At 59.1% G+C, this 25812-nt stretch carries 21 protein-coding genes; 7 read left to right on the top strand and 14 right to left on the bottom strand.

Annotated elements, in window-relative coordinates; translation table 11 throughout:
- The first annotated feature begins 5 nt into the window (after nucleotides 1-5).
- The 4 genes from I6L49_RS04530 (at nucleotide 6) to hypA (ending at nucleotide 2775) form a co-directional block, all read left to right on the top strand.
- Nucleotides 6-257 (top strand): HypC/HybG/HupF family hydrogenase formation chaperone, encoded by a 252-nt coding sequence (locus tag I6L49_RS04530; protein WP_005333341.1) that lies wholly within the window; start codon nucleotides 6-8, stop codon nucleotides 255-257.
- The gene (gene hypD / locus I6L49_RS04525; protein ID WP_216950711.1) at nucleotides 251-1363 is read left to right on the top strand and encodes a hydrogenase formation protein HypD; all 1113 of its coding nucleotides are present in this window, start codon (nucleotides 251-253) and stop codon (nucleotides 1361-1363) included. Before I6L49_RS04530 ends, hypD begins: the two co-directional genes overlap by 7 nt.
- Nucleotides 1360-2364, top strand: coding sequence for a hydrogenase expression/formation protein HypE (gene hypE / locus I6L49_RS04520; RefSeq protein ID WP_216950710.1), 1005 nt, complete (start codon nucleotides 1360-1362; stop codon nucleotides 2362-2364). Before hypD ends, hypE begins: the two co-directional genes overlap by 4 nt.
- Nucleotides 2365-2433: 69 nt before the next feature.
- Nucleotides 2434-2775: a hydrogenase maturation nickel metallochaperone HypA gene (gene hypA / locus I6L49_RS04515; RefSeq protein WP_216950709.1), complete on the top strand. Its 342-nt coding sequence runs from the start codon at nucleotides 2434-2436 to the stop codon at nucleotides 2773-2775.
- Here the strand turns inward: hypA and I6L49_RS21015 are convergent.
- Nucleotides 2753-3097, bottom strand: a complete 345-nt coding sequence (locus I6L49_RS21015) for a hypothetical protein (protein WP_254127538.1) — start codon at nucleotides 3095-3097, stop codon at nucleotides 2753-2755. The two genes, hypA and I6L49_RS21015, sit on opposite strands and share 23 nt — an antisense overlap.
- Here I6L49_RS21015 and hypB point away from each other — a divergent pair.
- A complete protein-coding gene (gene hypB / locus I6L49_RS04510) occupies nucleotides 2978-3832 on the top strand; it encodes a hydrogenase nickel incorporation protein HypB (RefSeq protein ID WP_216951581.1) in 855 nt (284 codons plus the stop codon). The two genes, I6L49_RS21015 and hypB, sit on opposite strands and share 120 nt — an antisense overlap.
- 411 nt (nucleotides 3833-4243) lie before the next feature.
- Here the strand turns inward: hypB and I6L49_RS04505 are convergent, their stop codons facing one another.
- The 13 genes from I6L49_RS04505 to I6L49_RS04445 all read right to left on the bottom strand — a co-directional run bounded on the left by I6L49_RS04505 (nucleotide 4244) and on the right by I6L49_RS04445 (nucleotide 20467).
- Nucleotides 4244-4885 carry an ATP-binding cassette domain-containing protein gene (locus I6L49_RS04505; protein WP_216950708.1) on the bottom strand — a complete coding sequence of 214 codons (642 nt, stop codon included), beginning with the start codon at nucleotides 4883-4885 and terminating at the stop codon, nucleotides 4244-4246.
- The gene (locus I6L49_RS04500) at nucleotides 4885-5673 is read right to left on the bottom strand and encodes an ATP-binding cassette domain-containing protein (protein ID WP_216950707.1); all 789 of its coding nucleotides are present in this window, start codon (nucleotides 5671-5673) and stop codon (nucleotides 4885-4887) included. The genes I6L49_RS04505 and I6L49_RS04500 overlap by 1 nt, the downstream gene beginning before the upstream one ends.
- On the bottom strand, nucleotides 5667-6482 hold the full coding sequence (locus I6L49_RS04495; protein WP_216950706.1) for an ABC transporter permease: 816 nt from the start codon (nucleotides 6480-6482) through the stop codon (nucleotides 5667-5669). The genes I6L49_RS04500 and I6L49_RS04495 overlap by 7 nt, the downstream gene beginning before the upstream one ends.
- A complete protein-coding gene (locus I6L49_RS04490) occupies nucleotides 6472-7482 on the bottom strand; it encodes an ABC transporter permease (RefSeq protein ID WP_216950705.1) in 1011 nt (336 codons plus the stop codon). Before I6L49_RS04490 ends, I6L49_RS04495 begins: the two co-directional genes overlap by 11 nt.
- On the bottom strand, nucleotides 7467-9077 hold the full coding sequence (locus tag I6L49_RS04485; protein ID WP_216950704.1) for an ABC transporter substrate-binding protein: 1611 nt from the start codon (nucleotides 9075-9077) through the stop codon (nucleotides 7467-7469). The genes I6L49_RS04490 and I6L49_RS04485 overlap by 16 nt, the downstream gene beginning before the upstream one ends.
- Before the next feature lie 131 nt (nucleotides 9078-9208).
- A complete protein-coding gene (gene hybE, locus I6L49_RS04480; RefSeq protein WP_216950703.1) occupies nucleotides 9209-9748 on the bottom strand; it encodes a hydrogenase-2 assembly chaperone in 540 nt (179 codons plus the stop codon).
- Nucleotides 9730-10260, bottom strand: coding sequence for a HyaD/HybD family hydrogenase maturation endopeptidase (locus I6L49_RS04475; RefSeq protein WP_216950702.1), 531 nt, complete (start codon nucleotides 10258-10260; stop codon nucleotides 9730-9732). The genes hybE and I6L49_RS04475 overlap by 19 nt, the downstream gene beginning before the upstream one ends.
- Nucleotides 10260-11963 carry a hydrogenase 2 large subunit gene (gene hybC / locus I6L49_RS04470; RefSeq protein ID WP_216950701.1) on the bottom strand — a complete coding sequence of 568 codons (1704 nt, stop codon included), beginning with the start codon at nucleotides 11961-11963 and terminating at the stop codon, nucleotides 10260-10262. Before hybC ends, I6L49_RS04475 begins: the two co-directional genes overlap by 1 nt.
- Nucleotides 11960-13147, bottom strand: coding sequence for a Ni/Fe-hydrogenase cytochrome b subunit (gene hybB / locus I6L49_RS04465; RefSeq protein ID WP_021230238.1), 1188 nt, complete (start codon nucleotides 13145-13147; stop codon nucleotides 11960-11962). The genes hybC and hybB overlap by 4 nt, the downstream gene beginning before the upstream one ends.
- Entirely contained in the window at nucleotides 13140-14186 is a 1047-nt protein-coding gene (hybA, locus tag I6L49_RS04460; RefSeq protein ID WP_216950700.1) for a hydrogenase 2 operon protein HybA, read from the bottom strand. The genes hybB and hybA overlap by 8 nt, the downstream gene beginning before the upstream one ends.
- A gap of 2 nt (nucleotides 14187-14188) precedes the next feature.
- A complete protein-coding gene (gene hybO, locus I6L49_RS04455) occupies nucleotides 14189-15322 on the bottom strand; it encodes a hydrogenase 2 small subunit (protein ID WP_216950699.1) in 1134 nt (377 codons plus the stop codon).
- 955 nt (nucleotides 15323-16277) lie between these two features.
- The gene (locus tag I6L49_RS04450) at nucleotides 16278-20294 is read right to left on the bottom strand and encodes an ATP-binding protein (protein WP_216950698.1); all 4017 of its coding nucleotides are present in this window, start codon (nucleotides 20292-20294) and stop codon (nucleotides 16278-16280) included.
- Complete coding sequence (locus I6L49_RS04445) at nucleotides 20291-20467, bottom strand: hypothetical protein (protein WP_158113075.1); 177 nt, start codon at nucleotides 20465-20467, stop codon at nucleotides 20291-20293. Before I6L49_RS04445 ends, I6L49_RS04450 begins: the two co-directional genes overlap by 4 nt.
- A 374-nt stretch (nucleotides 20468-20841) precedes the next feature.
- Between I6L49_RS04445 and I6L49_RS04440 the strand changes: the two genes are divergently transcribed.
- Nucleotides 20842-22458 (top strand): response regulator, encoded by a 1617-nt coding sequence (locus I6L49_RS04440; RefSeq protein WP_216950697.1) that lies wholly within the window; start codon nucleotides 20842-20844, stop codon nucleotides 22456-22458.
- Between the two features lie 239 nt (nucleotides 22459-22697).
- Nucleotides 22698-25610: an HD domain-containing phosphohydrolase gene (locus I6L49_RS04435; RefSeq protein ID WP_216950696.1), complete on the top strand. Its 2913-nt coding sequence runs from the start codon at nucleotides 22698-22700 to the stop codon at nucleotides 25608-25610.
- The last annotated feature ends 202 nt before the right edge of the window (nucleotides 25611-25812 follow it).

Genomic DNA, 25812 nt, shown 5'->3' with positions numbered 1-25812 from the left:
AATTCATGTGTCTATCCATCCCCTCTCAGGTGGTGCAGCTGCACCCCGAAGATAACTGCGTCACCGTCGACACCCTGGGGGTGCAGCGGCGCGTCAGCTGCATGCTGCTCGAAGAGCCTCTCAACATTGGCGACTATGTGCTGCTCCATATCGGCTTTGTGATGAGCAAGATTGACCAAGAGGAGGCGCAGGCCAGCCTCGAGAGCTTCCGCCAGATGGTGGCCCTGATGCCCAAACAGGATATCTTGCCATGCTGACCTTGAATGACCTGTTCCAGGGCTTTCGCCAGCCCGAGGTGATCCGCGCCCTCGCAACCCAGATCACCGAACTGGCCAAAGATCTGCCCGAGCCGCTGCGGGTGATGGAGGTGTGTGGCGGCCATACCCACACCATCATGAAGTACGGCCTGCACCAGCTGCTGCCCGCCAGCATCGAGTTTGTCCACGGCCCCGGCTGCCCGGTCTGCATCATGCCCAAAGAGCGCATCGATCAGGCCATCGAGCTGGCGAGTCAACCGAATGTCATTCTGGTCACCCTGGGAGACATGATCCGGGTGCCGGGCTCCAAAGGCACGCTGGCACAGCAGCGGGCCAAGGGGAGCGATATCCGCCCGGTCTATGACCCCCTAGACGCCCTGCGTATCGCCAAAGAAAATCCGGAGAAAACCGTGGTCTTCTTCGCCATCGGTTTCGAGACCTCCACCCCCATGACGGCCGCCTTGCTGGCTGCCGCTGAAGAAGAAGGGGCCCTGAACCTGCTGTTTCATATCAACCATGTGCTGGTGCCCCCCGCCATTCATGCGGTGATGGCCGACGGCGTTGCCAAGGTAAACGCCTTTATCGGCCCCTCCCACGTCAGCGTCATCACCGGCGCCGATATCTACCTGCCCATCGTCGATCGCTATCAGGTGCCGGTGGTGGTGAGCGGCTTCGAGCCGGTGGATGTGATGGAGGCGCTCTTGATGATGGTGCGCCAGAAGGTGGAAGGTCGCTACGCGCTGGAAGTGCAGTACAGCCGCGCCGTTACCGCCAGCGGCAATAAAGCCGCCCAGCGGCTGGTCGAGCGCTTTTTCGAGACCCGCGAGCACTTTCGCTGGCGAGGTCTTGGCGATATCAACGCTTCCGCCCTGCGCCTGCGCGATGCGTTTGCCAAACGCGATGCAGAACGTCACTTCGCGCTCAACCAGACTCCCATCGATGACCACAAGGCGTGCCAGTGCGCCGATATCCTGCGCGGCCTGGCCAAACCGAACCAGTGCAAAGTCTTTGGCCGGGGCTGCACCCCGACCCAGCCCATGGGCAGCTGCATGGTCAGCTCCGAAGGGGCCTGCAATGCCTACTACCGATATATGGGGATCCAATGAGAGAAATTCAGTTAAGCCATGGCGGTGGCGGTGTAGAAATGAACCAGCTGATCAACCAGCTCTTCTTTCGCCACTTTGGCAACGAGATCCTGCTGCGCGGTGAAGATGCCGCCCTGTTGCCGGTAGAGGGTCCCGTCGCCTTCACCACCGACAGCTTTACCGTCTCGCCGCTCTTCTTCGAGGGGGGCGATATCGGCAAGCTGGCCATCGCCGGTACGGTCAACGATCTCGCCATGATGGGGGCCAAGCCCGAGTATCTGAGCTGCAGCTTTATCATCGAGGAGGGCTTCCCCTACGCCGATCTGGCCCGCATCGTCGAGTCGATGGCAGCAGAGCTTGCCAACAGCGGCGCCCGCATCGTCTGCGGCGACACCAAGGTGGTGCCCAAGGGAGCGGCAGACAAGATCTTTATCAACACCAGCGGGGTCGGTACCTTCCCGCAGCCTGAGCAGAGCCGGGGCATCTCGGTTCGCAATCTCAAGGCCGGTGACGCCATTCTGGTGTCGCGGGATATCGGCAGCCACGGCGCCTGCATCCTGATGGCCCGTGACGCCCTGCAACTGGGATCTGATCTCAAGAGCGACTGCACCACCCTCTGGCCGCAGGTAGAAGGGCTGCTAAAAGCGGGGATTACCCCTCACGCCCTGCGCGACGCCACCCGCGGTGGCCTTGCCGCCGTGCTCAACGAGTGGAGCAGCGCCTCCGGCGTTGCCATCGAGCTGGAGGAGTCCGCCATTCCGGTGTGCGATCCGGTGCGCGGCCTGTGCGAGCTCTACGGTTTCGAGCCCCATGATCTCGCCAACGAGGGGACCATGGTGCTGGCCCTGCCTGCCGAACAGGCGCAGGACGCACTGGGCATCTTGCGGCAATTCAACCCAGCAGCCAGCCAGATCGGCGTGGTTCAGGCGAGCGATCGCCACAAGGTGATCCTCAACAACCCTTGGGGTAGCCGCCGTTATCTGGAGCTGCCGCAAGGGGAGCTGCTGCCGCGGATCTGTTGAGCAGCCATGCCGTTTCGTCAATTACAGGGAGGAGTCACTGCTCCTCCCCATATCGGTTAAGGAGCCACCATGCACGAAATGTCTCTGGCCATGGCCGCCATCGATCTGGCGGCTGAACAGGCCACCCAGCGGGGCTTTACCAGGGTGACCGCCCTCTGGCTCGAGGTCGGCAGCTTCTCCTGCGTCGACCCGGACACCATTGCCTTCTGTTTCGAGGCGGCCGCCAAGGGCTCCGCCGTCGAGGGGGCCCAACTGCACTTTCAACACCAGGCGGCAGAGGCCTGGTGTTATGACTGCAACCAGACGGTCACCCTCACCGAACGCGGGCAGGCCTGTCCCGAGTGTGGCGGATACAAATTACGAGTCGCGCAGGGTGATAGCCTGCGCATCACCGACATCGAGGTAAGTTGATATGTGTAGCGTATGCGGATGCGGCCAGGCGCGGATCGCCGGCCATGAGCACGATCACGAGCATGAACATCACCATAAACATGGTCATGAACATGACCACCATCATGATCACGAGCAGAGTGCGCCGCGAACCCTGATCATTCACCACCACTATCACCATCAGGGGGATGTCCATCACCACTACCACGGGGTGCGAGCCCCCATAAGCCACGAGGGTCATGATCACCACCACGACCATCATCATGATCATGCCCAATCTCATGAGCACGGCCATTCCCACACGCATCCCCATGATCACTGCCATGACCATGACCATGACCATGACCATGACCATGACCATGACCATGACCATCAGCAGGGTGATCTGCACTATGGCAAAGGGGAAGCGGGATTGTCGGTCCCCGGTATGGGGCAGCGCCAGCTGATCGCCATCGAGATGGATGTGCTGGCCAAGAACAACGCGCTGGCCGCCCACAACCGCGAACACTTCACAGCTGCCGACCAGCTGGTGCTCAACTTGGTATCTAGCCCGGGTTCAGGCAAGACCACCCTGCTGTGTGAAACCCTGCGCCAGCTGGCCGACAAGCGCCCTTGCGCGGTGATCGAAGGGGATCAGCAGACCAGTGCCGATGCGGATCGCATTCGTGCCACCGGCGTCCCTGCTGTGCAGATCAACACCGGCAAGGGCTGCCATCTGGATGCCAAAATGGTCCACGACGCCTGCCACCAGCTGCCTGCCAATCAAGGGGGAATCCTCTTTATCGAGAACGTGGGCAATCTGGTCTGCCCCGCCAGCTTCGATCTCGGCGAGAAGTACAAGGTGGCGATCCTCTCTGTCACCGAGGGGGAAGAGAAGCCGCTGAAATACCCGGACATGTTTGCCGCCGCCCAGCTGATGGTGATCAACAAGATCGATCTGCTGCCCTACGTCAGCTTTGACATGGCCCGCTGCATCGAGAACGCCAAACGGGTCAACCCCTATATCCAGGTGATCCAGGTCAGCGCCACCACAGGCGAAGGGATGGATGCCTGGCTCAACTGGCTGGCCAGTGCTTGAAATCAACCGGTTAAACGCCACTGATAACGGTAGAAAACAAGAGAGGGAGGCTGATGCCTCCCTCTCTTGTATCTGCGCGCTTTGCCAACGATTCTCTCTGTACAGAATGGCTAGCGTTTCATACTCGCGCCCCCTCACCCTGGCCCTCTCCCCAGGGAGAGGGAACCGGTTCATGGATGCCGCATTCCGTTCCCGTCTCAACATGGAAAAGGGAACCTATTCGTGGATACAGGCAATATGCTGCAACAATACGACTCCCTCAACCCCCTCAGGGAGGCCTCGAGCATAACAACCAGCCATATTTTCAAACCCCGAATTTTTCCAAACCCTAACCCCGGGCGGGTGAGATGGCACCGTCTGCCCCCTTCTCCCCTTGCGGGAGAAGGGCTGGGGATGAGGGGGAACTAACCCTCAGGCCGCATTTTCAGCCAATACACCAGTCACGGGCTGCATCTCACCAAAGCGCAGCACCCGATGGCAGATCTGGCGCAGCAGCGCCTGCTGGTGACTAAAGATAACCATGCCAAGCCCGCGCTGCTCGCACTCCATCATCAACTCCCGCCAGAGCTGGCGCTGAATCTGCGGATCCAGCTGGGCGGTCACCTCATCGGCAATCAGCAGACGAGTACGGGGATCGAGGGCGCGCAGCAGCGCGATGCGGGCCAGCTCACCGCCGGAGAGCTGACCGGGTTTACGGCCAAGCCACGCAGGCTTGACCATAAAGCGGGCCAGCATGACCTCATCGGGGCGCCATACATCCCAAAGCGCCTGCCCGGTGGTGCGATAGGGATTGAAAGTGAGTTCCGGGTGCTGGGGCACCAGCTGGATGGGGTTATAACCATTTACCTGTTCAGGCACAGGCTGCCCATCCAGCAGGATCTGCCCCCCTGCCCGAACAGGCTGCCAACTCGCCAATACCCGCCCCAGCGTGGTCTTGCCATGGCCGCTCGGGGCGGAGATGCCGAGCCGTTCGCCCGCTTTCACCGTCAGCGATAAACCCTGCCAGAGGGGACGTTCACCCTGGGCGATAGTGAGATTTCGTACTTCCAACATCAGGAAACCTCCGGCACAGAGAAGAGCGCATTGAACTCGGGCAGCGCCTGCCAGTGGGCCCGGAGCATCTCGCTCCCCTGCCCCTGTCGCAGATGGTGGCAGCTCAAGGTATCGCTCACCTGCCCCTGATGCAGCGCCACAATGCGATCGGCAAAGCGGGCCGCCAGCGCCAGATCGTGGGTCACCCAGAGGATACCGCTGCCCTGATTGGCCAATTCACGCAACTGGCCGAGCAGCTGGCAGGCCAGCCCTTCGTCGAGCCAGGCGGTGATCTCGTCTGCCAGAATGTAGCGGGCACCGCCGAGCGCCGCGGTGCAGGCCAGAATGCGCTTGGCCATGCCGCCGGAGAGCTGGCGCGGGAATCTGTCCAGGGTGGTCGCGGGCAGCTGGTAGCGCAGCAGTTGCTCGCCGAGCCGCTCGCGAGAACCGCTCTGGCCGCAGAGACGTGCCGCACGCCCCAGCTGGCGCTCCACCGTCAGCAATGGATTGAGGGCGCTTACTCCCTGTGGCACATAGCAGAGAGTGTGACCGCGCAGACGGGCGCGGCTGGCATCGCACAGAGGTGTGCCATCGAGGGAGATGCTGCCGCGCATCCGCAGATTGTCCGGCAGCAATGTCAGAGCGCTTTGCAGCAACAGGCTCTTGCCCTCGCCGCTCCCCCCCACCAGCGCCACTATCTCTCCCGGCGCCAGTTGCAGGCTGATATCGGTCAGCAAAGGCTGCCAGCTGCGCCGCCCCAGCCAGGAGTAGTGGGCCGCCTCTATGGTCACCTGATCAAAACTCAGCATGGTTCACTCCTGTGCCACAGCAGCTGTTGCAAGGCGCGGGTAGCCTGATCAAACAGCAACACCAGCAGCAGCAACATCAGCCCCGGGAAGAGAGCCAGCCACCAACCGCCACCCGCCAGATAACGCAGGGCATCGGCCAGCAGCAAACCCAGCGAGGCCTCGTGGGCCGCCAGCCCAAAGCCGAGAAAGCTCAAGGCCGCGCTGTGCAGCACCGCATGGGGAAACATCAGCAGGGTGCCGATAAACCACTGGGGCAACAGGCCCGGTAGCAGGTGGGTGCGCCAGCGACGCAGCGCCCCCATCCCCTGACAACGGGCCAGCACCACATAGTCGCTGCAGGCGATCCGCCGTGCTTCTGCGCAGAGAATGAGCGCCAACTTGGGCCAGTGGGTGAGCGCTACCGCCAGGATCACCCCGCGCATGCCCCCCCCAACGGTAAAGCAGATCAGGATCAGCAGCAGCATATGGGGCAGCGCCAGCATGGCGTCGATCACCATTCGCACCGCCGCATCACATCTGGGGTGAATGAGCGACACGCTTGCCGCCACCATGGCCAGCAGGCCACTGCAGAGCGCCGTGCTGATGCCAAGCTCCAGACTGGTGAGGGTGCCCTGAAAGGCCCGCAACCAGAGATCCCGCCCCATCTGATCGGTGCCGAACCAGTGGGTCAGCGAGGGGGCTTGCTGGCGCGCCAGCAGATCCATCGGCACATCCTGATGAGAGAGGCTCCAGCCGTAAGTGGCCAGCAGCGCCAATCCGATCAGGGCAAAACCCAGCCGCAGTATCGAGGGAAACGGATTAAACAGCATGCTCGCCCTCCCAACCCCGATTGATGCGCGCCAGCAGCAAACTGGCCACCGTGTTGCCAATAAAGACCAGCAGGGTGCAAAAGAGCACGATTCCCATCAGCAGGGGAATATCCCCCCGCAGCCCCGCATCCACGGTGGCCTGGCCGAGCCCCGGGTAGGAGAAGACCTTCTCGGCCAAGAGCGATCCGCCAATCAGTTCGCCAAGGGAGGCAAACTGCAGGCAGAGCGCTGGGGTCAGGGCATGGCGCAGCACATGAAAACGCAGCATGGGCCAGCCGCCATCGCCCTGAGCGCGGGCGTAGCGGATAAAGTCGCTATCCAGCACCTCGGCCACCCGCGCCCGGGTATGCAGGGCAATGTTGCCCACCCCGAGCAGCGCCAGGGTCGTCACCGGCAGCAACAGATGGCGCGCTCGCATAGCCCAATCTGCCTCATCGGCGGAGAGACCCGGCGTCCAGGCGCAGCAGACCGGCAGTAGTGGCCAATGCACCGCAAACAGGGCGAGCAGCAACAGGCCGACCCAGAAGGTGGGCAGGGAGGCGAGCAGGTAGGCAAAACGGCAAATCAGTCGATCGGGCCAGCGATTGAGATAGCGACCGGCGCAGAGGCCCAGCACAATGCCGAAAAAACCGGAGAGCAGCCAGGCGCCCGCCAGCAGTAGGAAGGAGGCAGCAAAGCGCTGGCCAATGACCTCACCCACCGGTGCGTTGTAGAGCATGGAGTAGCCGAGATCCCCCCGCAGCACCTGGGTAAACCAGTGCCAGTAGCGCAGCCAGAGCGGCTGATCCAGCCCCCAACGGGCGGCGATGCGGGCGTACTGCTCCGGCGGCACATGGAGCAGGTCGTTGCCGATATAGGCCTTGATGGGGTCGATGGGGGAGTAACTCAGCAGCACAAAGGTGGCGACCGAGACCAGACATAACAGCCCTGCCAGACGCAGCAGGGCTTTTAGCAACAGATAACCTGAATGACTCAAGGGCGAACTTACCGGCACGTCCACCGCCAATCCTGCAGGTTGTTGAGCAGGGACCAGCTACCGTGGATTTCCGGCGCCCCCTTGCCAAGATCGATACAACGGTTGGCGAGATAGGTGTGCTGCACATTGAGCAGCCAGGCCCAGGCAGCATCCCCCTGTACCCCGGCGCCAGTTTTGCCATCCCACTCCACCTGCTGCCAGAACGGCACGGCCGCCTGCCAGTTGGGGGCATCCAGCGCCTGCTTGAGGTGGCCATCCACCACAGGGTTGCTGTAGTAGCCCGGGTTGTAGAACTCAACACCACCGGAGCCGCTCTGGTAGTGGTGATAGAGCTCCATGGGATCCAGACTCCCCCACCCCATTAGCACCGGGTTGGCGTGCATCTCCCGCTCCACCTGCTCCCAGCTGCCGGACTTGAGGCTCACCTTAAGGCCGATGGGCCCCAGCATGGCCCGCACCGCTTCCGCCAAATCCCGGCGGGTGCTGTCGCCACTGGTGTACCAGAGGGTAAAGGCGGCACGCAGATTGCCCTTGTGGCGAATGCCATCACTGCCCATCTTCCAACCCGCCTCGTCGAGCAGGGCATTGGCGTGGGCCACATCGCCATCCTTGAAGGCGGTGGCTTTGTTCAGCCAGGGCAAGCCTTCTACCGCGCTGTAGGCGGGGATGGCATGTCCTTCCAGCAGCTGGTCGGCCAGCAGCTTGCGGTCAATGGCGTAGTTGATGGCGCGGCGCACCGCCACGTCCGAGGTCACGTCGTTGCCGATGGGATAACCCTTGGCATCCTTGCCGCCCGCAGGCGGAATGGGGAAGACGATGCCGCGGTTTTCTACACTCGGCCGCACCCAGAGCTTGAGGGAGGCAGGCACGGTGGGCGCCAGTGACGGTGCGATGCGCACCACATCAAGCTGGCTGCTCTGGGCCGCGGCATAGGCGCTCTCTTCATCGATAAAGACAAACACCAGCCGTTTGAAGTCATTGTTGCCGCCAGCGTAATAGGGGTTCGCCTCCACCACCAGTTGCTGGCCGGGCAGGAAGCTCACCAGCCGGTAGGGGCCGGCACCGACCGGCTTTTGGGCATACGCTTTTGCGTCGTAATCCTTCTTCGACACTATCCCCAAAGATCCCAGCACGTTGACGAAGGTGCTCTGGGGAGCACCCAGGGTGATGGCCACCTCGGTGGGCGAGAGCACCTTGGCCGAGACAAAGTTGCCCATGTCAATCTTGCCGCCACCCTTGGCTGCGCTGTTGTAGGTAAAGGCCACATCCTCGGCGGTGAGTGGCGCGCCGTTGGAGAATTTCAGGTCAGGCTTGAGGGTAATGAGCCACCCCTTGCCATCCTTGCTCGGGGTCACCGATTGGGTGAGCACATTCTGCCAGCTGAGGTCGGCGTTCTGCTTGAGCAGCGGGCTGTGCAGCAGCAGGTAGCTGCCGTGACTCCAGCCAAGCAGAGGGTCAAACCCTTCGGTGGGCTCACTGCCGATGGCGAGCTTGAGCTCGGCAGGCACAGGTTGGGCAGCGGCTAGCGCCGTGTGAGAGGCAGTGCCCAGCAGCAGAGTCAACAGGGCGGCAGCACTGGTGCCACAGTAATGGCGAAGGGAATTGCGCGGAACAGTCATGGGGATCCTTTTTGTTTTGTACCACTCACGGATCATCACTCAAAAAAGAGGTGGAATGCGTGTCTGAACATGGGAGTGAGGGGCCAAAATGGCCCCCTATTCTAAACTTGATTTCGCGTGAAACCTAGCGACTATGCCGGTTGAGCACGCCGGGCACCGAATAGCCGTCTGCGACCCAGATCCACGCCGCCAGCCCCTTGCTGCACCGGCAAGGAGAGCAGCATCTTGAGGGTGCTGCCCACCAGTGCTCGCCCCTCCCCAGCACCGAGATGGGGATCGAGCGGCGACATCAGGGAGCAAGCCAGCAACTGTCCCGTCTCGGGCAATTCACCCACCATAAAGGTCATGTTGCCGCAGGGGAGCTGCAGGGCGAGCCGATCGCTGCTGCTGCGCACCGGCCAGAGTTGATCCGGCCCCGGCAGCACCAATACGCTCAACATCCAGGGGGTGAGCACGCAGCCGAGCCACTGACCTTCAAACAACGTGCACTCCGCCACAATGGGCATGGTGGCGTGATAGAAGGGCAGCACCTGCATCTCTTCGCGAGCGATCCGCTCGTACTGGGCTACCAGCAAGGGTGCTGGATTGGTGGCAAAACCGGCAAACTCCTGCGCTGTCTCCGGTACTATCTCCAGCACTCTCTCAGCCTCGCTTAAATGGGACTGCGCCATAGGCCCTCCCGTGCTTGTTCAGCTTTCTCCTGCTCAGAGAGCACAATGGCGGGCGCACCAACGGCAGCCAGCAGGGTCAAAATCCGATCCGTCGCCTCACCCATGGCAGCCGCAACCACAGGGGTGAGGCCGATGCGGGGCTCGAGGGATTCGGGCTCGACCCCGATCAGAGTGAGCCGCTTTGGCGACTCCCCCGTCATGTGCAGCGCCGAGAGCACGTCCGCCAGCCCCAGCTGGTGCGGGGAGATCTTGCGGCCAAACAGGGTCGGGATCTCCTCATCTTTCAGAGTCACCACTGTGCCCGGCGGATTACCGCTGCGCACCGCATCCACCAGAATGATGTGATCGCGACTGGCCATCGCTTCGAGCAGCTCCATACCGGCAGTACCGCCATCGAGCAGCTCGATGCCAGGGGCGAAACGGTAGTTGCGCCCCAACCCCTCAACGATGCGCACGCCGACGGCCTCGTCACTCAAGAGCAGGTTGCCCACGCCCAGGATCAGGATGTTCATCACAACACCTTCACCTGAGTTGTTTCGCCATTCTGGGTATCCACCACATGCACCGCACAGGACATGCAGGGGTCGAACGAATGGACGGTGCGAACCACCTCCAGCGGTTTGGCCGGATCGGCCACCGGGGTGCCTACCAGCGATTGTTCGTAGGGGCCGGGTTCATCGTTGAAGTTGCGCGGACCCGAGTTCCAGGTGGAGGGCACCACCGCCTGATAGTTCTCGATCTTGCCGCCCTTGATGACGATCCAGTGGGAGAGCATGCCGCGCGGCGCCTCTTCAAAGCCCACCCCGCGAAACTCTTTATCCGCCGGGATCTCGGCCTTGATATAGGCAGTGGTGTCCCCCTTGCCGATGTTGTCCACCAGCGCCTTCCACTGATGGGACAGGGTGTCTTTGAGCACGCAGCAGCGCACCGCGCGGCCGATGATGCGGCCCATGGTGGAGTGCAGCTGCTCGGTCTTGATGGCCGAGCCGGTGAGCGCCTTGTAGATGCCGTTCAGCTGATCGAAGTGCGCCACCGTCTCCGGGTGTTTGGCGGCCAGTTTCACCAGCAAGTCTGCAAGCGGACCCACCTCCACCACCTTGCCGTAGAAGGTGGGAGACTTGACCCAGGAGTATTTGCCATCATCCTGCCAGCCGGTGTAATCGGGCTCGGTCTTGCCCTCCCAGGGTTTGAGAGGGGCATCATCCTTGTACCAGGCGTGCTTGTTGCTCTCGGCGATACCGTCCATCAGCCAGCCATCCTGATGGCTCTCGATGGGGCGATATCCCGCCAGATTGCCATTCTCGATGTAGCCTCCCGGCATCAGGAAGCTGCCGCCGTTAGCATCGGTGGGCAGCTCCGGCACGCTCAGGTAGTGCTTGGCCCCCTGCCCCAGGTTCAGCCACTCGGGGTAGTGCGCGGCTATGATGGCTGCATCCACCTTGTAGACCTGCTCGATAAACTCGCCGAGCCGGTCGATAAAGCTCTTCACGTAGAGCAGTCGTTCCAGGTTGAGCACGCTCGGCGCATCCAGATTGATGGGGTTGGCCACGCCGCCCACCGCCAGATTCTGGATGTGCGGGCTCTTGCCCCCCAGAATGGCGACAATGCGGTTGGCATCGCGCTGGCACTCCAGCGCCTGCAGGTAGTGTGCCACGGCGATGAGGTTTACCTCCGGGCTCAGCTTCATCGCCTTGTGACCCCAGTAACCGTTGGCAAAGATGCCAAGCTGGCCGCTCGCCACCAGCGCACGGATTGTATCCTGCACCTTGGTCAGTTCATCGGCACTGTTGAGGGACCAGGTTGATACCCCCTTGAGCATGTCCGCCGCTTTTTGCGGATTGGCCTCAAGGGCCGCGGTGATGTCCACCCAGTCCAGCGCGGAAAGCTGGTAGAAGTGGACGATGTGATCGTGGATGTTATGGGCCGCGATGATGAGGTTGCGGATGTACTGGGCATTGACCGGCACCTTGGCGCCGATGGCGTTCTCCACCGCCCGCACCGAGGCGATTGCGTGAATGGAGGTACATACCCCGCAGATGCGCTGCACTATCATCCAGGCATCGCGCGGGTCGTTGCCCTTGACGATCTCCTCCATCCCGCGCCACATGGTGCCGGACGACCAGGCTTTGGTCACTTTACCGCCTTCGATTTCGCAGTCGATACGCAGGTGCCCCTCAATGCGGGTGATGGGGTCTATGGTGATACGTTGGCTCATACGTTGGCTTTCCCTCGGGCCTGATAATCTTGGTGAACACGTTCAAGTGATGGCAGTACCGGCAAGAGCCGGATCAACAGCAAATAGGCACACACCTCGATGGCAACAAAGCCCAGGGAGATCAGCACTTCCTCCGCAGAGGGGAAGTAGTGGTAGCCATTGCCGGGGTTGAAGGCGAGCAGGGAGTAATCCAGTCGCCAGAGGGCGGCGCCCAGCAGCATGCTGAGGGCCCCCAGGAACAACATGCGCGAATCCCGGCGGCTCTTGTCCCAGTGGAACACCAGCAGCGGGAAGATCATCAGCGCAATCTCGCTCCAGAACATGATGGAGAAGCGATTGAACTCGGAGAGATACTCCGACTTGTCGTGGATGACGATCTCGGCAAAACGCAGCGCCACAAACAGGATCAGGAAGATGTCGATCACCTGGGTCAGCTTGTAGAAGAGCGACTTCTCGTTGGGGCCCCGTCCCGCCAGTCCCGCCTGCACCAAGGAGCCCTCAAATACCACGATGGAGAAGCCCATGATAAAGGCGGTCAGCAGCGAAAAGACCGGCAGCAACTCGTAGCTTTGCCAGAGCGGATGGATCTTCTCTCCCGCGACGATCATCAACGAGCCCATCGAGGATTGGTGCATGGTGGGCAGCAACGCCCCCAGCGCCAGCACGAAGAACATGATCTTGTTGAGGCGAATGAGGGACGCCTTCCAGCCGAACTTCTCCAGCAACACGGGCGCAAACTCCAGCGCCATCACCCCGATATAGATGGTCATGCAGACCGCCGTCTCGAACAGCACGGAGGAGGTGTTGAAGTGACCGGGCAGGTAGAAGTACGGCAGGTTCCAGTAACGGCCCACGTCAATGGTGATGGAGAGGCCGCCCAGCGAGTAGCCAAACAGGCTCGCCAACAGCGCCGGTCGCACCAGCGGGTGGTACTCGCCCCGGTTGAACACATAAACCGCCCAGGCCAGCGCCCAGCCGCCACAGGCGAAACCGGTACCGATCAAGAGATCGAACGAGATCCAGAGCCCCCAGGGGTAGCCGCCATTCAGGTCGGTGACCGAGCCCAGCCCGAAGACGAGGCGTTTTAAAATCAACATGCCGCACAACACGGCAAAGGGGGCCAGCACCAGCACAGGCCAGCTGACCAGCTTGCCGCCGAGGGGATACGCCTTGTGATTACTCATGATCCTTGCCTCCCTTTGTGGTGCCCTGATCCTTGATCTGCGTACTCCCCTGATCATGGCCATCATCGTGATGGTGATCGTGACCATTCTTGGTGTTGCGGCGAATGAGCACCGAAAGGCCGGTCAGCACCACCATGGGCAACACCATCCCCTTGTAGAGGGTGTGCTGGATATGCTCGGAGCGGGCACCGGAGGAGAGCTCCGGCAGATCGGGCATGTCGAGCTTGGTATAGGGCACCCCGGCCAGCACCAGCACCTGGGTGCCGCCCCCCTCCTTCTCGCCATAGACGTAAGGCTGGTAGTTGGGCACTTCGTGCAGGTAGGGATCGTTGGCGCTGAAGGTCTGGCGCGGATAGGCGTACTCGCTGCCCGGGGTCGCCAGCAGGCGACGCCTGGCTTCGGCCATCAGCTCCTCGCGGGTGCCGAAGATGACGGCGCCGGTCGGGCACACCTCGACACAGCCGGGCAATTTCCCTTGATCGATCCGCTCAAGCCCCTTCTGGTTGCAGAGCTCGCACTTGTGGATCGCCCCGAACGGGTTGTCGTAGTCATATTTGGGCACGTCGAACGGGCAGCCCACCATGCAATAACGGCAACCGGTACAGACGCTCGGGTCGTATTGAACGATGCCGGTCTTGGGATCTTTTTTAAGGGCCTGCACCGGGCAGACGGAAACACAGTTGGGATCGACGCAGTGCATGCACTGCTTCTTGATGTAGGCGTAGCCATCCACCAGCTGATCCTTGTGCTCGCCCGCGCCACTCTTCCACACCTGAATGATGTTGTTGGTGTAGGGGCTCAGCTTGTCGTTGTTGGACCAGGTCTGCTCGCCCGCCGGATTGGCCGGGTTGCCGTTAAGGCGCTGGCACTCCGCCACGCAGGCCTGACAACCGACACAGAGGGTGGAGTCGTAGAGCATGCCAAGCGCACCGGGAATGGGTGGCTTGTTTTTGGCAGCCGCCAGCGCGGTACCGGGCACGGTGGCCCCGGCTGCCAGCGCGCCGACGGAGGCAAATTTGAGGAAGTTGCGTCTGTTCACGGTCACTCCTCCCGTGACGGATGCTGCCCGGCTTCATGGCGCTTCTGCTGGCGACCGAGTTCACGCACCGTCATCAGACTCACCCCGACCAGCACCCCGAGGGCACCGCCGATCAGCGCGGTGGAAGTGGGAGAGATATGACCCCCTTCCTGAATGGCTACATCGGGCTTATTGACCCGCGGGGTCGGATTCTCAACCTTGGCGAGCTGGAAGATCCCCTTGCTGAAGCCGACCCCCTGCTCGTTGCAGCCGTAGCAGGGATGACCGATACCAACGGGCCAGATGCCACCACCGATATCACAAAACTCCAGGGTCGAGCAGTTGCCGTAGGTCTCCGGCCCCTTGCAGCCCAGATGATAGAGACACCAGCCCTGACGGTGGCCTTCGTCACCGAACTCCTTGGCAAAGCGACCTGCGTCAAAGTGCGGACGGCGCTCGCAGTTTTCGTGGATGAGCCGCTCATAGGCAAACAGCGGGCGATTCTTGGCATCAAGCGCCGGCAGCTTGCCGTAGGTGATGTAGTAGGCAAGCGTGGTGAGGAAGTTGTGGGGATTGGGCGGGCAGCCCGGGATATTGATGATCGGGGTACCGATATTGCCCAGCGCCTCTTCCAGACTGACGGCACCGGTCGGGTTGCCGCCGCTGGCAGGCACACCGCCCCAGGCGGCGCAGGAGCCGATGGCGATCACCGCAGCCGCGTCGGCGGCGGCACGGCGAATATGGTCGACGATGGGCTCACCGGCCACCATGCAGTAGACGCCACCATCTTTGAGCGGAATGGAGCCATCCACTACCAGCACATACTTGCCTTTATAGCGCTTGATGGCGTTGTGCTTGTTCTCTTCCGCCTGATGACCAAAGGCCGCCGAGAGTACCTCGTGGTACTCCAGCGAAATGGTGTTGAGGATCAGGTTCTCGATGGTGGGGTGGGTGGCGCGCAGCAGCGATTCGGTACAACCGGTGCACTCCTGCGCCCCAATCCAGATCACCGGCGGCCGTTCGGGGCTGGTGAGCGCAGTGGCCATCTTGGCGACGGCATGCTGACTTAATCCCAGGGTTGCGGCCATCCCGGCACACAATTTCATAAAATCACGGCGATTAATCCCATGAGCCGATAAAAAATTATCCTCGACCATTCTACTTATTCCCGTAGTGAGCACTTGTTTGATAAATGCTTAATAGCGGAAATGCTAAGGACTCACCCACACTGCAGTATTGATCTCTATCAATTTCGACCGGCTTACCCCTATTTTCATAGCGAGCCACATCACAAATGAAATTAATTACCCCCAAAGAGATATTTGGCAACCCCGTAAATTTTATGAACTTAATTGGATATTAAATAATTAATCACCACATATCCTCTCTTTCACCGTGAGCCAAATTAACATGATTGAAATATTGGCTATACCGCTCATTTCACAATACTGATGCCCACCCATAAATGATCCATTGAATATATCTTTACTCATTCCATTGCATATTCCATACAGTCATCCACGGGACAACCTCCTGACTTGCCTCTCCACACCAAAACGGTCTCACGGCCAGCTACCACCGGTAGCAAGCACGGCCTGCACGGCAAGATTTACCTGCTGTCGCTTGGTTTCAGTTTGCATTTTACCTGCGCTTCAGTGCGACACGTTCTACTGCGAGCCCACACAGCACAACCCCGCTTGGCCTCCCTGCCGTTTAACACCGCTTAATGAAAAGATGCCGCAGATGTATGCATATCAATACGCTCCCCCCCACTCTTTATTGTCCTGGATGCTGGTGAGTAAAATATCGCACCCACGGATATGTTTACGCATCATCGTGAATCTGCATTCAAATTAATGGTAAGAGAAAAGGCAAGGTGGAAGGCTGCCTGCAACATAGTGTACATATTTAACTCGCGATGCATTCGCTCACCTAGTTACAGATGTTACCGCACGCATTCACACTATTTACCTTCACGTCACCCTGCGTAATTAACCAGAGCGTAAATATCCATCTCCACCGATATAGATGATAATTATTCTTGTTCAATGGCAACCCCAAAAAATGAGTTTGGATGACGATGAACATGACAAACGATAAGGGTGTTAACCATCACCCAAGCAGTGGTGCCAGCAACTGCAGCGCCTTATCGAACTCGAACTCGTTGACCGCCCGGCTCACCTCTTGAAATGCAGCACGCAGCGGCAATGCACTGCCAGCCAGATCAGCCTCAATCTGCTGACAAAGCGCCAACGCCTGGGCATCGCTCTGTGCCAGCAAGGCCCCCAACTGCTGGAGTTGCGCCGCCAGCATCCCGGCATCGATGCCTTGGGAAGCGCCCATCGTCACAGGGGACACTGCCAGCGCGGCTTCCAGCCCAGACAGCAGGGGCTTCAGCTCGGCCATCAGGGATGGCAAGCGGGTTGCGACCCCTGCATCATCCCCCTCTTCACAGGCTTGCTCGAGCAGCGCCGCCTGATCCGCCACACCTGTCGCCCCTATGGTGCTGGCACTGCCCTTGAGGGTGTGAGCCAGACGCCGGGCCGTGACGTTGTCATCCGAGGCCCACGCCGAGTGGAAACTGGCTTCAAACCCCTGTTGCCCGTTACAAAAGCGCTGCAACATATTGCGGTAGAGCGCACTGTCGCCCCCCATCACGGCCATGCCCCGCTGCACGTCAAGGCCGGGCACGCCTTGCCAAGGGGTCGCATCGTCAGTCACCTGCAACTTGCTGGCGGCAGCCAGAGGTCTGGCGGGTGTGATCCAGTGCGAGAGGGTCGCCAGCAACAGCGGCATATTCAAGGGTTTGGCGATGTGGTCATTCATGCCTGCCGCCAGCGCCTTCTCTTTATCCCCGACCATGGTGCTGGCTGTCATGGCGATAATGGGGATCCGGGCCAGCGCCGGATCGGCGCGGATCAACCGGGTCGCGGTGTACCCGTCCATCACCGGCATCTGGCAATCCATCAGGATACCGTCAAACCCGCGATCTTGCGCCAGCAGGGCGAGCGCCTGTGCCCCATCGCAAGCACAGACCAGGGAGATCTGCTCCTTGCCCAGCAGGGCCAGCGCCACCTCCCGGTTCATGTCGTTATCATCCACCAACAGCAGACGAGCCCCCGCCAGCCCATGAGCGGGCAGCGCAACCTGATGATGGGGGCTTGCATCCGATACCACGGCATCACCCCCCTGCGCCTTACACAATGCCTGACACAGTGCCTGCGGGGTAAACGGATGGGCCAGCACATCACACGGCGCCAACCCCAGCGCAGCAACATAGCTGGCAAGCGGTGCGGGATCGCCCGAGGTGATCAGCAAGATCGCGGGCGGCGCTGCCAGCGTGCTAACCTCCTGCAGCACCTCTGACAACCAGCTCTCCCCCTCCAGCCAGCCCAGCACAACTCGATCACAGGGCTTGCACGCCGCGATGCCTTGATGCAGCAGTGCCAGCACTGCGGCGGGCTCGTCCGCGCAGACAAGCTCAACAGGCAGCGCCGCCAGCTGGTGGAGAATGGCCGCTCGCGAAGCAGGACACGACTCCAGCAACAGCAGACGCTGCGGCGCCAGCGGCATGGCCACACGTTGCTCTTTCTCCTTACCCTGATCCGCCAGGGTGGCGAGACAGATACGGAAGTGGAACTCGCTGCCCTGCCCCGGGGCGCTCTCCACCCGGATCTCACCGTCCATCAGTTGCACCAGATTGTGCGTGATGGCCAAACCAAGACCGGTGCCACCATATTTGCGGGTGGTCGAGCTGTCAGCCTGTTCAAAGGAGTGGAAGAGACGCTGGCACTGCTCGGCTGTCATGCCGATACCGCTATCCTGCACACTGCCCTGCAGCCAGATCTTGCCATCTCGCTCGTTACTGCGTGCCAGCCGGACAATCACCTCTCCCTGCTCGGTGAACTTGATGGCATTGCTGGTCAGGTTGAGCAGGATCTGGCCAAGCCGCAGGGGATCGCCGCACAAACGGTCAGGCAGATCAGCGGCCAGATCGAACAGCAGCGCCAGCCCCTTTTCCCGCGCCCGAAACGCCGTAAGGTCCGCCAGCCACTCGAACACCTCGTTGAGCTGGAAATCCACCTTCTCCAGTTGCAGCTTGCCCGCCTCCATCTTGGAGAAGTCAAGGATGTCGTTGAGGATCCCGAGCAGGTTGTTCGCCGCTCTGTCTATCTTGCTCACATAGTTGTGCTGCTCGGGGGAGAGGTTGGTTTGCAGCACCAGATGGGCCATGCCGATGATGGCATTCATTGGCGTGCGGATCTCATGGCTCATGTTGGCCAAAAATTCGCTCTTGGTTCGGGTGGCATCTTCGGCGATCTGCCTAGCTTCTAGCATGGCGGCCTCAGCCTGCTTACGGTCGCTGAAATCGAAGATGATTCCGTCCAGATAGATGGCCTTACCCTCGGCATCATAGGTGGCGAGTCCGATGGAGTAGACCCAGCGGAGCTGACCCCAGCGATCGAAGATGCGATACTCGTTGATGTATTGCCGATGTTCGGCAATGGCATCGATGGTGTTGCGGTTGCTCAGTTCGAGGTCATCAGGATGGATCAAGTCACCAAAATCGCGGCTGTTATCGACAAAATCGCTGGCGGGATAGCCGGTTAATTTTTCCGCCTCGTCGCTGACGAACAACATGGTCCAGGGATGATGAGGCAAGCAGCGATAGACCATACCCGGTACGTTGCGCACCATGGACTGGATCCGCTGCTCGCTCTCGTGCAGCCGCTGGCGATCTGCCGCTATCCGGTCATGAGCCTCCCGCATGGCCTGCTCGGCGGCACGGATCGGGGTGATGTCGACCAAGCTGCCGACCGCACCGCTTCGCTCGCTCTCGGCAAGCTCGATCCCCGAGAGAAAATAGAGCATGTCCAGAGGACGGCCATCCGGCGAAAACAGGCGCACCTCATGCTGCGTTCTGGCCTGGCTGCCAGCCACCCTCAACAAGGTGTTGTCCTCATCCGCCGAGTCCAACCCGGCAAGTTGGGGCAACTCCGCCAACCGCTTGCCCTCGAGCGGGCGGGCACCACCAAATGAGCTGGTAAAGGCGCGATTTACCCCCAGCAGGCGACCCTGATTATCGGTATAGAAGAGAGGATGTGGCAGGGTATCGATCAATGCCTGCTGGAAGGCAAACTGCTCGTTGCGCTCGCGGATACTGCGGCGACGCAACATCCGCCCCTGCCAGAGCAGGGCCGAGCTCAGACATATCAACAGGGCGGTGCCGAACAAGGCCACTCGCCGCCATCCTGACACGGCCTGTTCCACATTGCCCAACAGCAGCAGCGTCCACTGCCCTTTGGCATCGTGCCACTCGATAGGCATGCGGCTCACCAGATAGCTATCTTTCCCTATCCGAACTTCACTGCCATCGAGTGCAGGCAGGATCACCGGTTTGCGATCCGGGGCAAAGTAGTGTCCATATAGGCGAGAGGCAAAGAGCTGCTGTTGCCTGGCGGCAGAGTTCGGTCCCACCACCGCCATTTGCCAGTCGCTCTTGTTGCTGGCCATCACCACTCCATCTGGCGAGACCAGCAAACCGATGGTATCGCCCCACCCGGCCAGAAAGGTATCGAGCAGCGCCATCTCGTAGCGCGCTACCACCACCCCGGTAATGTCGCTTCCTTGCGCCCGATCGTGAGAGACTGGCGCCGCCACATAGATCATCCGCTTGCCGGTATTGAGGCTAACCCCGGCATCTACTGTTTCCAGCCCCTTGAGCCCTTGCCTGAAGTAGGAGCGAAACGACACATCCTGCCCGACGACATGGCGGCCAAGCGCATCCCAATCACGGACAATCACCCCTGCTTTATTGGTAACAAAGGCATGATTGGCCTTCACCCCCTGCGCCAACACCTGCAGAGCTTCGCTCGGGCTCAGCTCCCCCCGCTCGAGCAGTGACGATTGCTGGATCTCGCGGTTGAGGCGGCCAGCCAGTTGCACCGCCCCCATCCCCTTGCTTGAGAGGGTCAGTTGCTGCAGATTGTCGCCCTCGCGCTGAATGCGGGTATCCAGCGACTGGCGATACTCCTGCCGCTCCAGCTCCAGATAGAAGGCGTCGACCAGCGTGGCCAACATCAGGGAGAGCAACAGCACGGCAGCAATGTGCCAGAGACGCGATTTCATGGTTGACAGCATGCTCCATCGTTCTGCCTGGCCATCATCAGCACCGCCTCACAGGAGAAGACGTGCAATAAAAGGCACTCACCGAGCAGCGCATTCATCAACTTGTGGCAGCCACTCTTATCATCAACCAGCAGCACCATAGGATGAGCCGCGCTCGGGGCAAGATGTTCCATATCTCGTGATTCTCCCTGCCAAGATGGAGGATGGCGACCCCTGCCAACCTTTCTCACACCATAACGGATCCCCCGACAGGCAGCCATGACAACCCGGTTGAAATGTGCGCACAACCCGACAGGAGCCAGCAACTCACAAGGGATAAATCGGATACAAGAAAAAAGTGGATATGGGGTAATGGCGGTTGTACACCATCAGAAGATGGGTCAGCACCAACGGTATGATGATATCGGATTGCTCTCTTTATCACGTTGGGTGATGAGCCAGCTTGCAGATTTATATTTCCAGCGCAAGGTTGCAGAGGTATCGGTTGACCGGGGTCATGCACCCTATATTATCATGCTCAAAATGAGCTGGCAGGATACAGCGACAGATGGGCACATCAGATAGCCATATGGACATAGCAAAAATAATTTCCGGGCCCACGCTGGTACTGGAAAAAGATAATGTGCACAGCGATGCGCTATGCAATCAGTTACGAGCCATTGGCATAAGCCAGATTACGGTGGTGGAGAGTGTCGAGGCGCTGGAACGTTGCGTGGCTGATGGCCCTGCCGCCATGATCATCTGCAATATCGATCTCGATTCGGCAAACTTGCTCACGCTGCTGAAAAATATTCGCAGTAGGGCACCTCATCACACACTGCCATTTTTGACCCTGACCTCAGGGACAGATCGCCCATTGATCGAACAATTTGTCCAGGCGAAAGTCTCTGACATTATCTTGACCCCGCTCAAGCCCGATACCCTTAAAACCAGGATCACTCGGCTGCTGTTGGCAACCAGCCAGTCGCAGCCCCCACTTTCACAATTTGAATTCGGTCGTTTGCACCGTTTTTCCAACAGCGATCTGGTCGCCAGCAATCAGGATAGTCCAACCATTCTGGTGGTTGACGATGTTCCAGATAATTTGATGCTGATCACCTCGGTATTTCGCAAAGAGTTTCATCTCAAGTTGGTCAAGGATGGCGAAAAAGCGATCAGGATCTGCCAATCGGATAATCCACCCGATCTGGTGCTGCTCGATATCATGATGCCCAACCTGAACGGATTCGATGTCGCCAGAATTTTGCGTGAACATCCCCACTCTGAGCACATCCCCATCGTCTTTATGACGGCACTGGATGATATCTATTCCCGTAAACGGGCGATGAAACTGGGGGCCGTCGATTTTATCACCAAGCCGATCGACATCGAGATGCTGCGTTTTCGCATTGCCAATCTGATGCGGCTGGTGCATGCCAGAAGAGATCTGCAAAAAGAGTTCGATCAGATGCTTGAGCTCAATGCGCTCAAAGAGAGCCTCGAGTTCAATATCCGCTATGAAATTCGGGAGCCCCTGCTCAACGCGCTACACCTGCTGGAAGAGCTAGCGGCCGACTCATCGCTCAACATGCTCCAAAAAACCCAGCTATCCATCACCAGAAAATCTGTAGGCGATGCACTGGCATTGACCCGGCTGGCCAGCGAGATTTACCAGATTGAAACCGGCACCTTTGTTTTGAAAGCGGGTAAAGTCCAGCTCTTTAATATTTTCAACCGGCTTTCGGTGCAATTCAAAAATCTCTATGCCGGGAAAAAGCTCGATATCAAGCTGACCAAACCCAAAAATTACCTCTATGACGAGCTATTCATCGCAGGTGACGAATTTCTCTGTTATTCCGCGTTTCAAATATTGACACGGCTCGCTTGTGAGCATGCGACGCCCTCCTCCTGCGTGGAAATTGTATGTCTGAAATTCCCCGATAGCATTATTTTAAATATTGATAGCTCGACCTTGCTGGATATCAACAATGTCCTCTCTCTGTTCGACAGATTCCCATCCTCTAATAACAACAAAGAAGCACACAGTCACAATGGCTATCATGGCAAAATCATGCTGGAAGCTCATGGCGCCACCGTTACTGTGTCGCTGGATGAAGAAACCAAGCTGCTGAATATCTCGGCGTCCTTCCCGCAAAAAGAGGGTTTCAATCCATCTCCAGAGTGAAAAGAATCACGATCACAGAACTCTGCGGTAACATCGCCGTGGATCATTTTTGGCTACTGCGATGGGTGAATAAACAAAAGGATTTATCACCCCTTTCCATTTATCGTCATCTGGTGGTTTACGCAACGGGGTCTCTTTAATGCAAGCAGCAAGGGCGAACACCATGAAGCTACCTATTATCCTGTTGGGCTATCTCATTTATACCCCACTCAACAAACCCATCCATTTACGGAGATAACATGAATCTCATTCGCCGCGTTATCCCCTTGTATGTTCATATTGCCCATCTGTTTCTGGGTTTATTGCTGGTGTTTGCCTTGATCACTCTTAGTCACCAATATCGGCAAACCAAAACCATGCTGATGAAAGAGGCTGAAGAGAGATTCACCCTGATTGGCCAAATCACCACTCAGGCTTTAGAAGGGCTGTTCAGCACCTCAGCTTTAAGCGTCAATCTGCTCGCCCAACAGCGCCTGACCGAAGCCAAGACCCTGTCAGAGCGAATGGCCAGCCTTCCCTACATGACAACCCTGCTCAAAGGACAACCTTCTGCCAACGCGGTGTATGCCGGTTACAACAACGGCGATCTATTCTGGCTCATGCGCTGGCCTGCCGATACCGAGGTACAACACCTAACGCCGCCCGCCAATACCCGCTGGATCGTGAAGAGCATCCGGCATCAAGAGGCAACCACTCTTACGGAGACCTTCGCGCTGGCCGACAATCTCACCATCATTGAACGGCAAGAGGAATCAGGACAATTTTTTGATCCAATAGAGCATCCATGGTTTATTCAGGCCAAGCAGAGTGGACAGCTGGTGCAATCCCCTCTCTATATCTCGCACGATACTCAGGAGATGTACCTGAGTTTTGCCGAACCAATGCAAAATGGGGCTGGCGTCATAGGGATGAGCCTGAACCTCCGAGCTATCGAGCGCCTGCTCAAATCCGCCAAGATAACCCCCAATATGCGTCTAGCCATCGTCAATGAGCAGGGCGAGCTAATGACAAGTCATAAAGGTGGGATGCTGATTCATGAACATGGCGCTTATCGACTTGCAAGAGTGACCGAAGCCGACCTGCCTATGATACAACACTTGATGAATGCCAGTCAGAATCAGAACGCAGATAGTCTTTCCTTTAAATCAGAGGGCAATGATTGGCAAGGAATGCGTATCACTTTACCGGAAGCCGATGGGTCAAAATTAACCCTCTGGATTGCAGCACCTGTCGATGAGTTGCTGGCCACCGCCTTCACCATCCGCAATCAGACCTTCCTTCTGTCGGGCATCTTCCTGATCTTTGCCCTGTTCGCGGCCATCAAGCTCGCCAGAACCGCCGCCAGGCCCCTTGATGACCTGACTCAAGAAGCAGGAAAAATCGCCCACTTCGACTTCAACGATCCGATCAGAGTCAACTCCTATATTGCTGAAATCATCGATCTCTCCCAGGCCATGGGCGACATGAAATCGACCATCCAGCGCTTTTTGCAGCTTTCCACCTCCCTCTCCAGCGAGACCAGTTTCCCCCGCTTGCTGGTGCGGCTGCTCACCGAAATGCAGCAACTGACCGGTGCAACAGGCTGCATGCTCTACCTCTCCGATAGCGGCAACAAGACGCTGGATCTGGCAGGGTTGTGCTGGAATGGCGAGGTGCAGGAGCAAACGCCGATCCACAGTATCGGAACCCTCAATCAGCCAAAACATCCACTGTTCCAGAGCTTGCAAGGAGTAGAACTGGAACCCGTTGCGTTGGTCACCAGCGAATTGCAGATCCTGTTTCCCTACATCGAGGAGAGCGACACACCACTGACCTTCTGGCCGATTGCCCTGAAAAACCGTGATTGCCAACTGCTCGGCACCCTGGTGTTTCTGATCGATGAACGGAAGAAGTCACTGACCCCGCAGCGGATGGCATTTGTCAACGCGCTCTCTTCCACCGCCGCCGTGGCACTCACCACCCAGCGACTGCTGGAGGAGCAGCGCAATCTGCTGGAAGCCTTTATCCAGCTCATCGCAGGGGCCATCGATGCCAAGAGCCCCTATACCGGTGGCCACTGTCAACGAGTCCCCGAACTGACCAAGATGCTGGCAGAAGCGGCATGTGAGGCCAAGGAGGGCCCCTTCCAACACTTCTCGCTCGATGAAAAACAGTGGGAAGCAATACATATCGCGGCTTGGCTGCACGACTGCGGCAAAGTCACCACTCCGGAGTTTGTGGTCGACAAGGCCACCAAGCTGGAAACCCTGTGCGATCGCATTCACGAGGTCAGGATGCGCTTTGAAGTGCTGAAACGGGATGCCGAGATTGCCTACTGGCAGGCACGTCTCCATGGGGGTGATGAGGCCACGTTACAGGCCACGCTGCAACAGCAATGGCAACAGCTGGATGAGGAGTTTACCTTTATCGCCCATTGCAACGAAGGGGGCGAATTTATGGCCACAGAGGATATTGCAAGGCTGCAGCAGATCGCGGGCCGCACCTGGCAGCGCACGCTCTCCGATCGGATTGGGATCTCTCAGGATGAACTGGCGCGCAAACAGCGGGCCGCGGAGTCACCGCTGCCAGTCACCGAACCCTTGTTGGCCGATCGCCCGGATCACCTCTTCACCCGCAGCAACCGCGACCGCCTTGCCCCTGACAACCCTTGGGGATTTCAGGTCAACACCCCTGAATACCTCTATAACCGCGGCGAGCTCTACAACCTCGCCATCCGCCGGGGCACCCTCACAGATGAGGAGCGCTACAAGATCAACGAGCACATGATCCAGACCATCATCATGCTCGAAAAACTCCCCTTCCCCGCCAACCTGAAACAGGTGCCGGAAATCGCAGGGGGACACCATGAGAAGATGGATGGCACTGGTTATCCCAAGCGGCTGAAACGGGACGAGATGAGCATCCCTGCCCGGATGATGGCCATCGCCGATATCTTCGAGGCGCTGACCGCCGGCGATCGCCCCTACAAGAAAGCCAAATCTCTTTCGGAGGCCATCCGCATCATGGGATTCATGCAACAGGATCACCATATCGACCCCGAGCTGTTTGCGCTCTTTCTCCGCTCTGGCGTCTACCTGCGCTATGCCAAGCGTTACATGAGCCCGGAGCTCATTGACGAGGTGGATATCAGCCCCTATCTCGCCAGCCATTGATCGCCGCGAGGCACTCTGGGTTACCTGATGCCTGCAGTCTGGGGATCTGCATGCAGACCCGCCGTCTTGTCACCGGTGGTCACCCCGATGCGTAATAGAGATGAGGAGGATATGCACCGGACAGCCATGCTAATCCTCTCCATGGTACCTTGTTCTGACTGACCTTACGGACACTTGCCAATAACGGTAATCGAACAAAAAA

This window comes from Aeromonas sp. FDAARGOS 1419 (assembly GCF_019047045.1).
GTDB lineage: Bacteria > Pseudomonadota > Gammaproteobacteria > Enterobacterales > Aeromonadaceae > Aeromonas > Aeromonas veronii.
The sequence above is the reverse complement of the archived record's forward strand: the minus strand, read 5'-3'. Positions and strand labels throughout refer to the sequence as shown.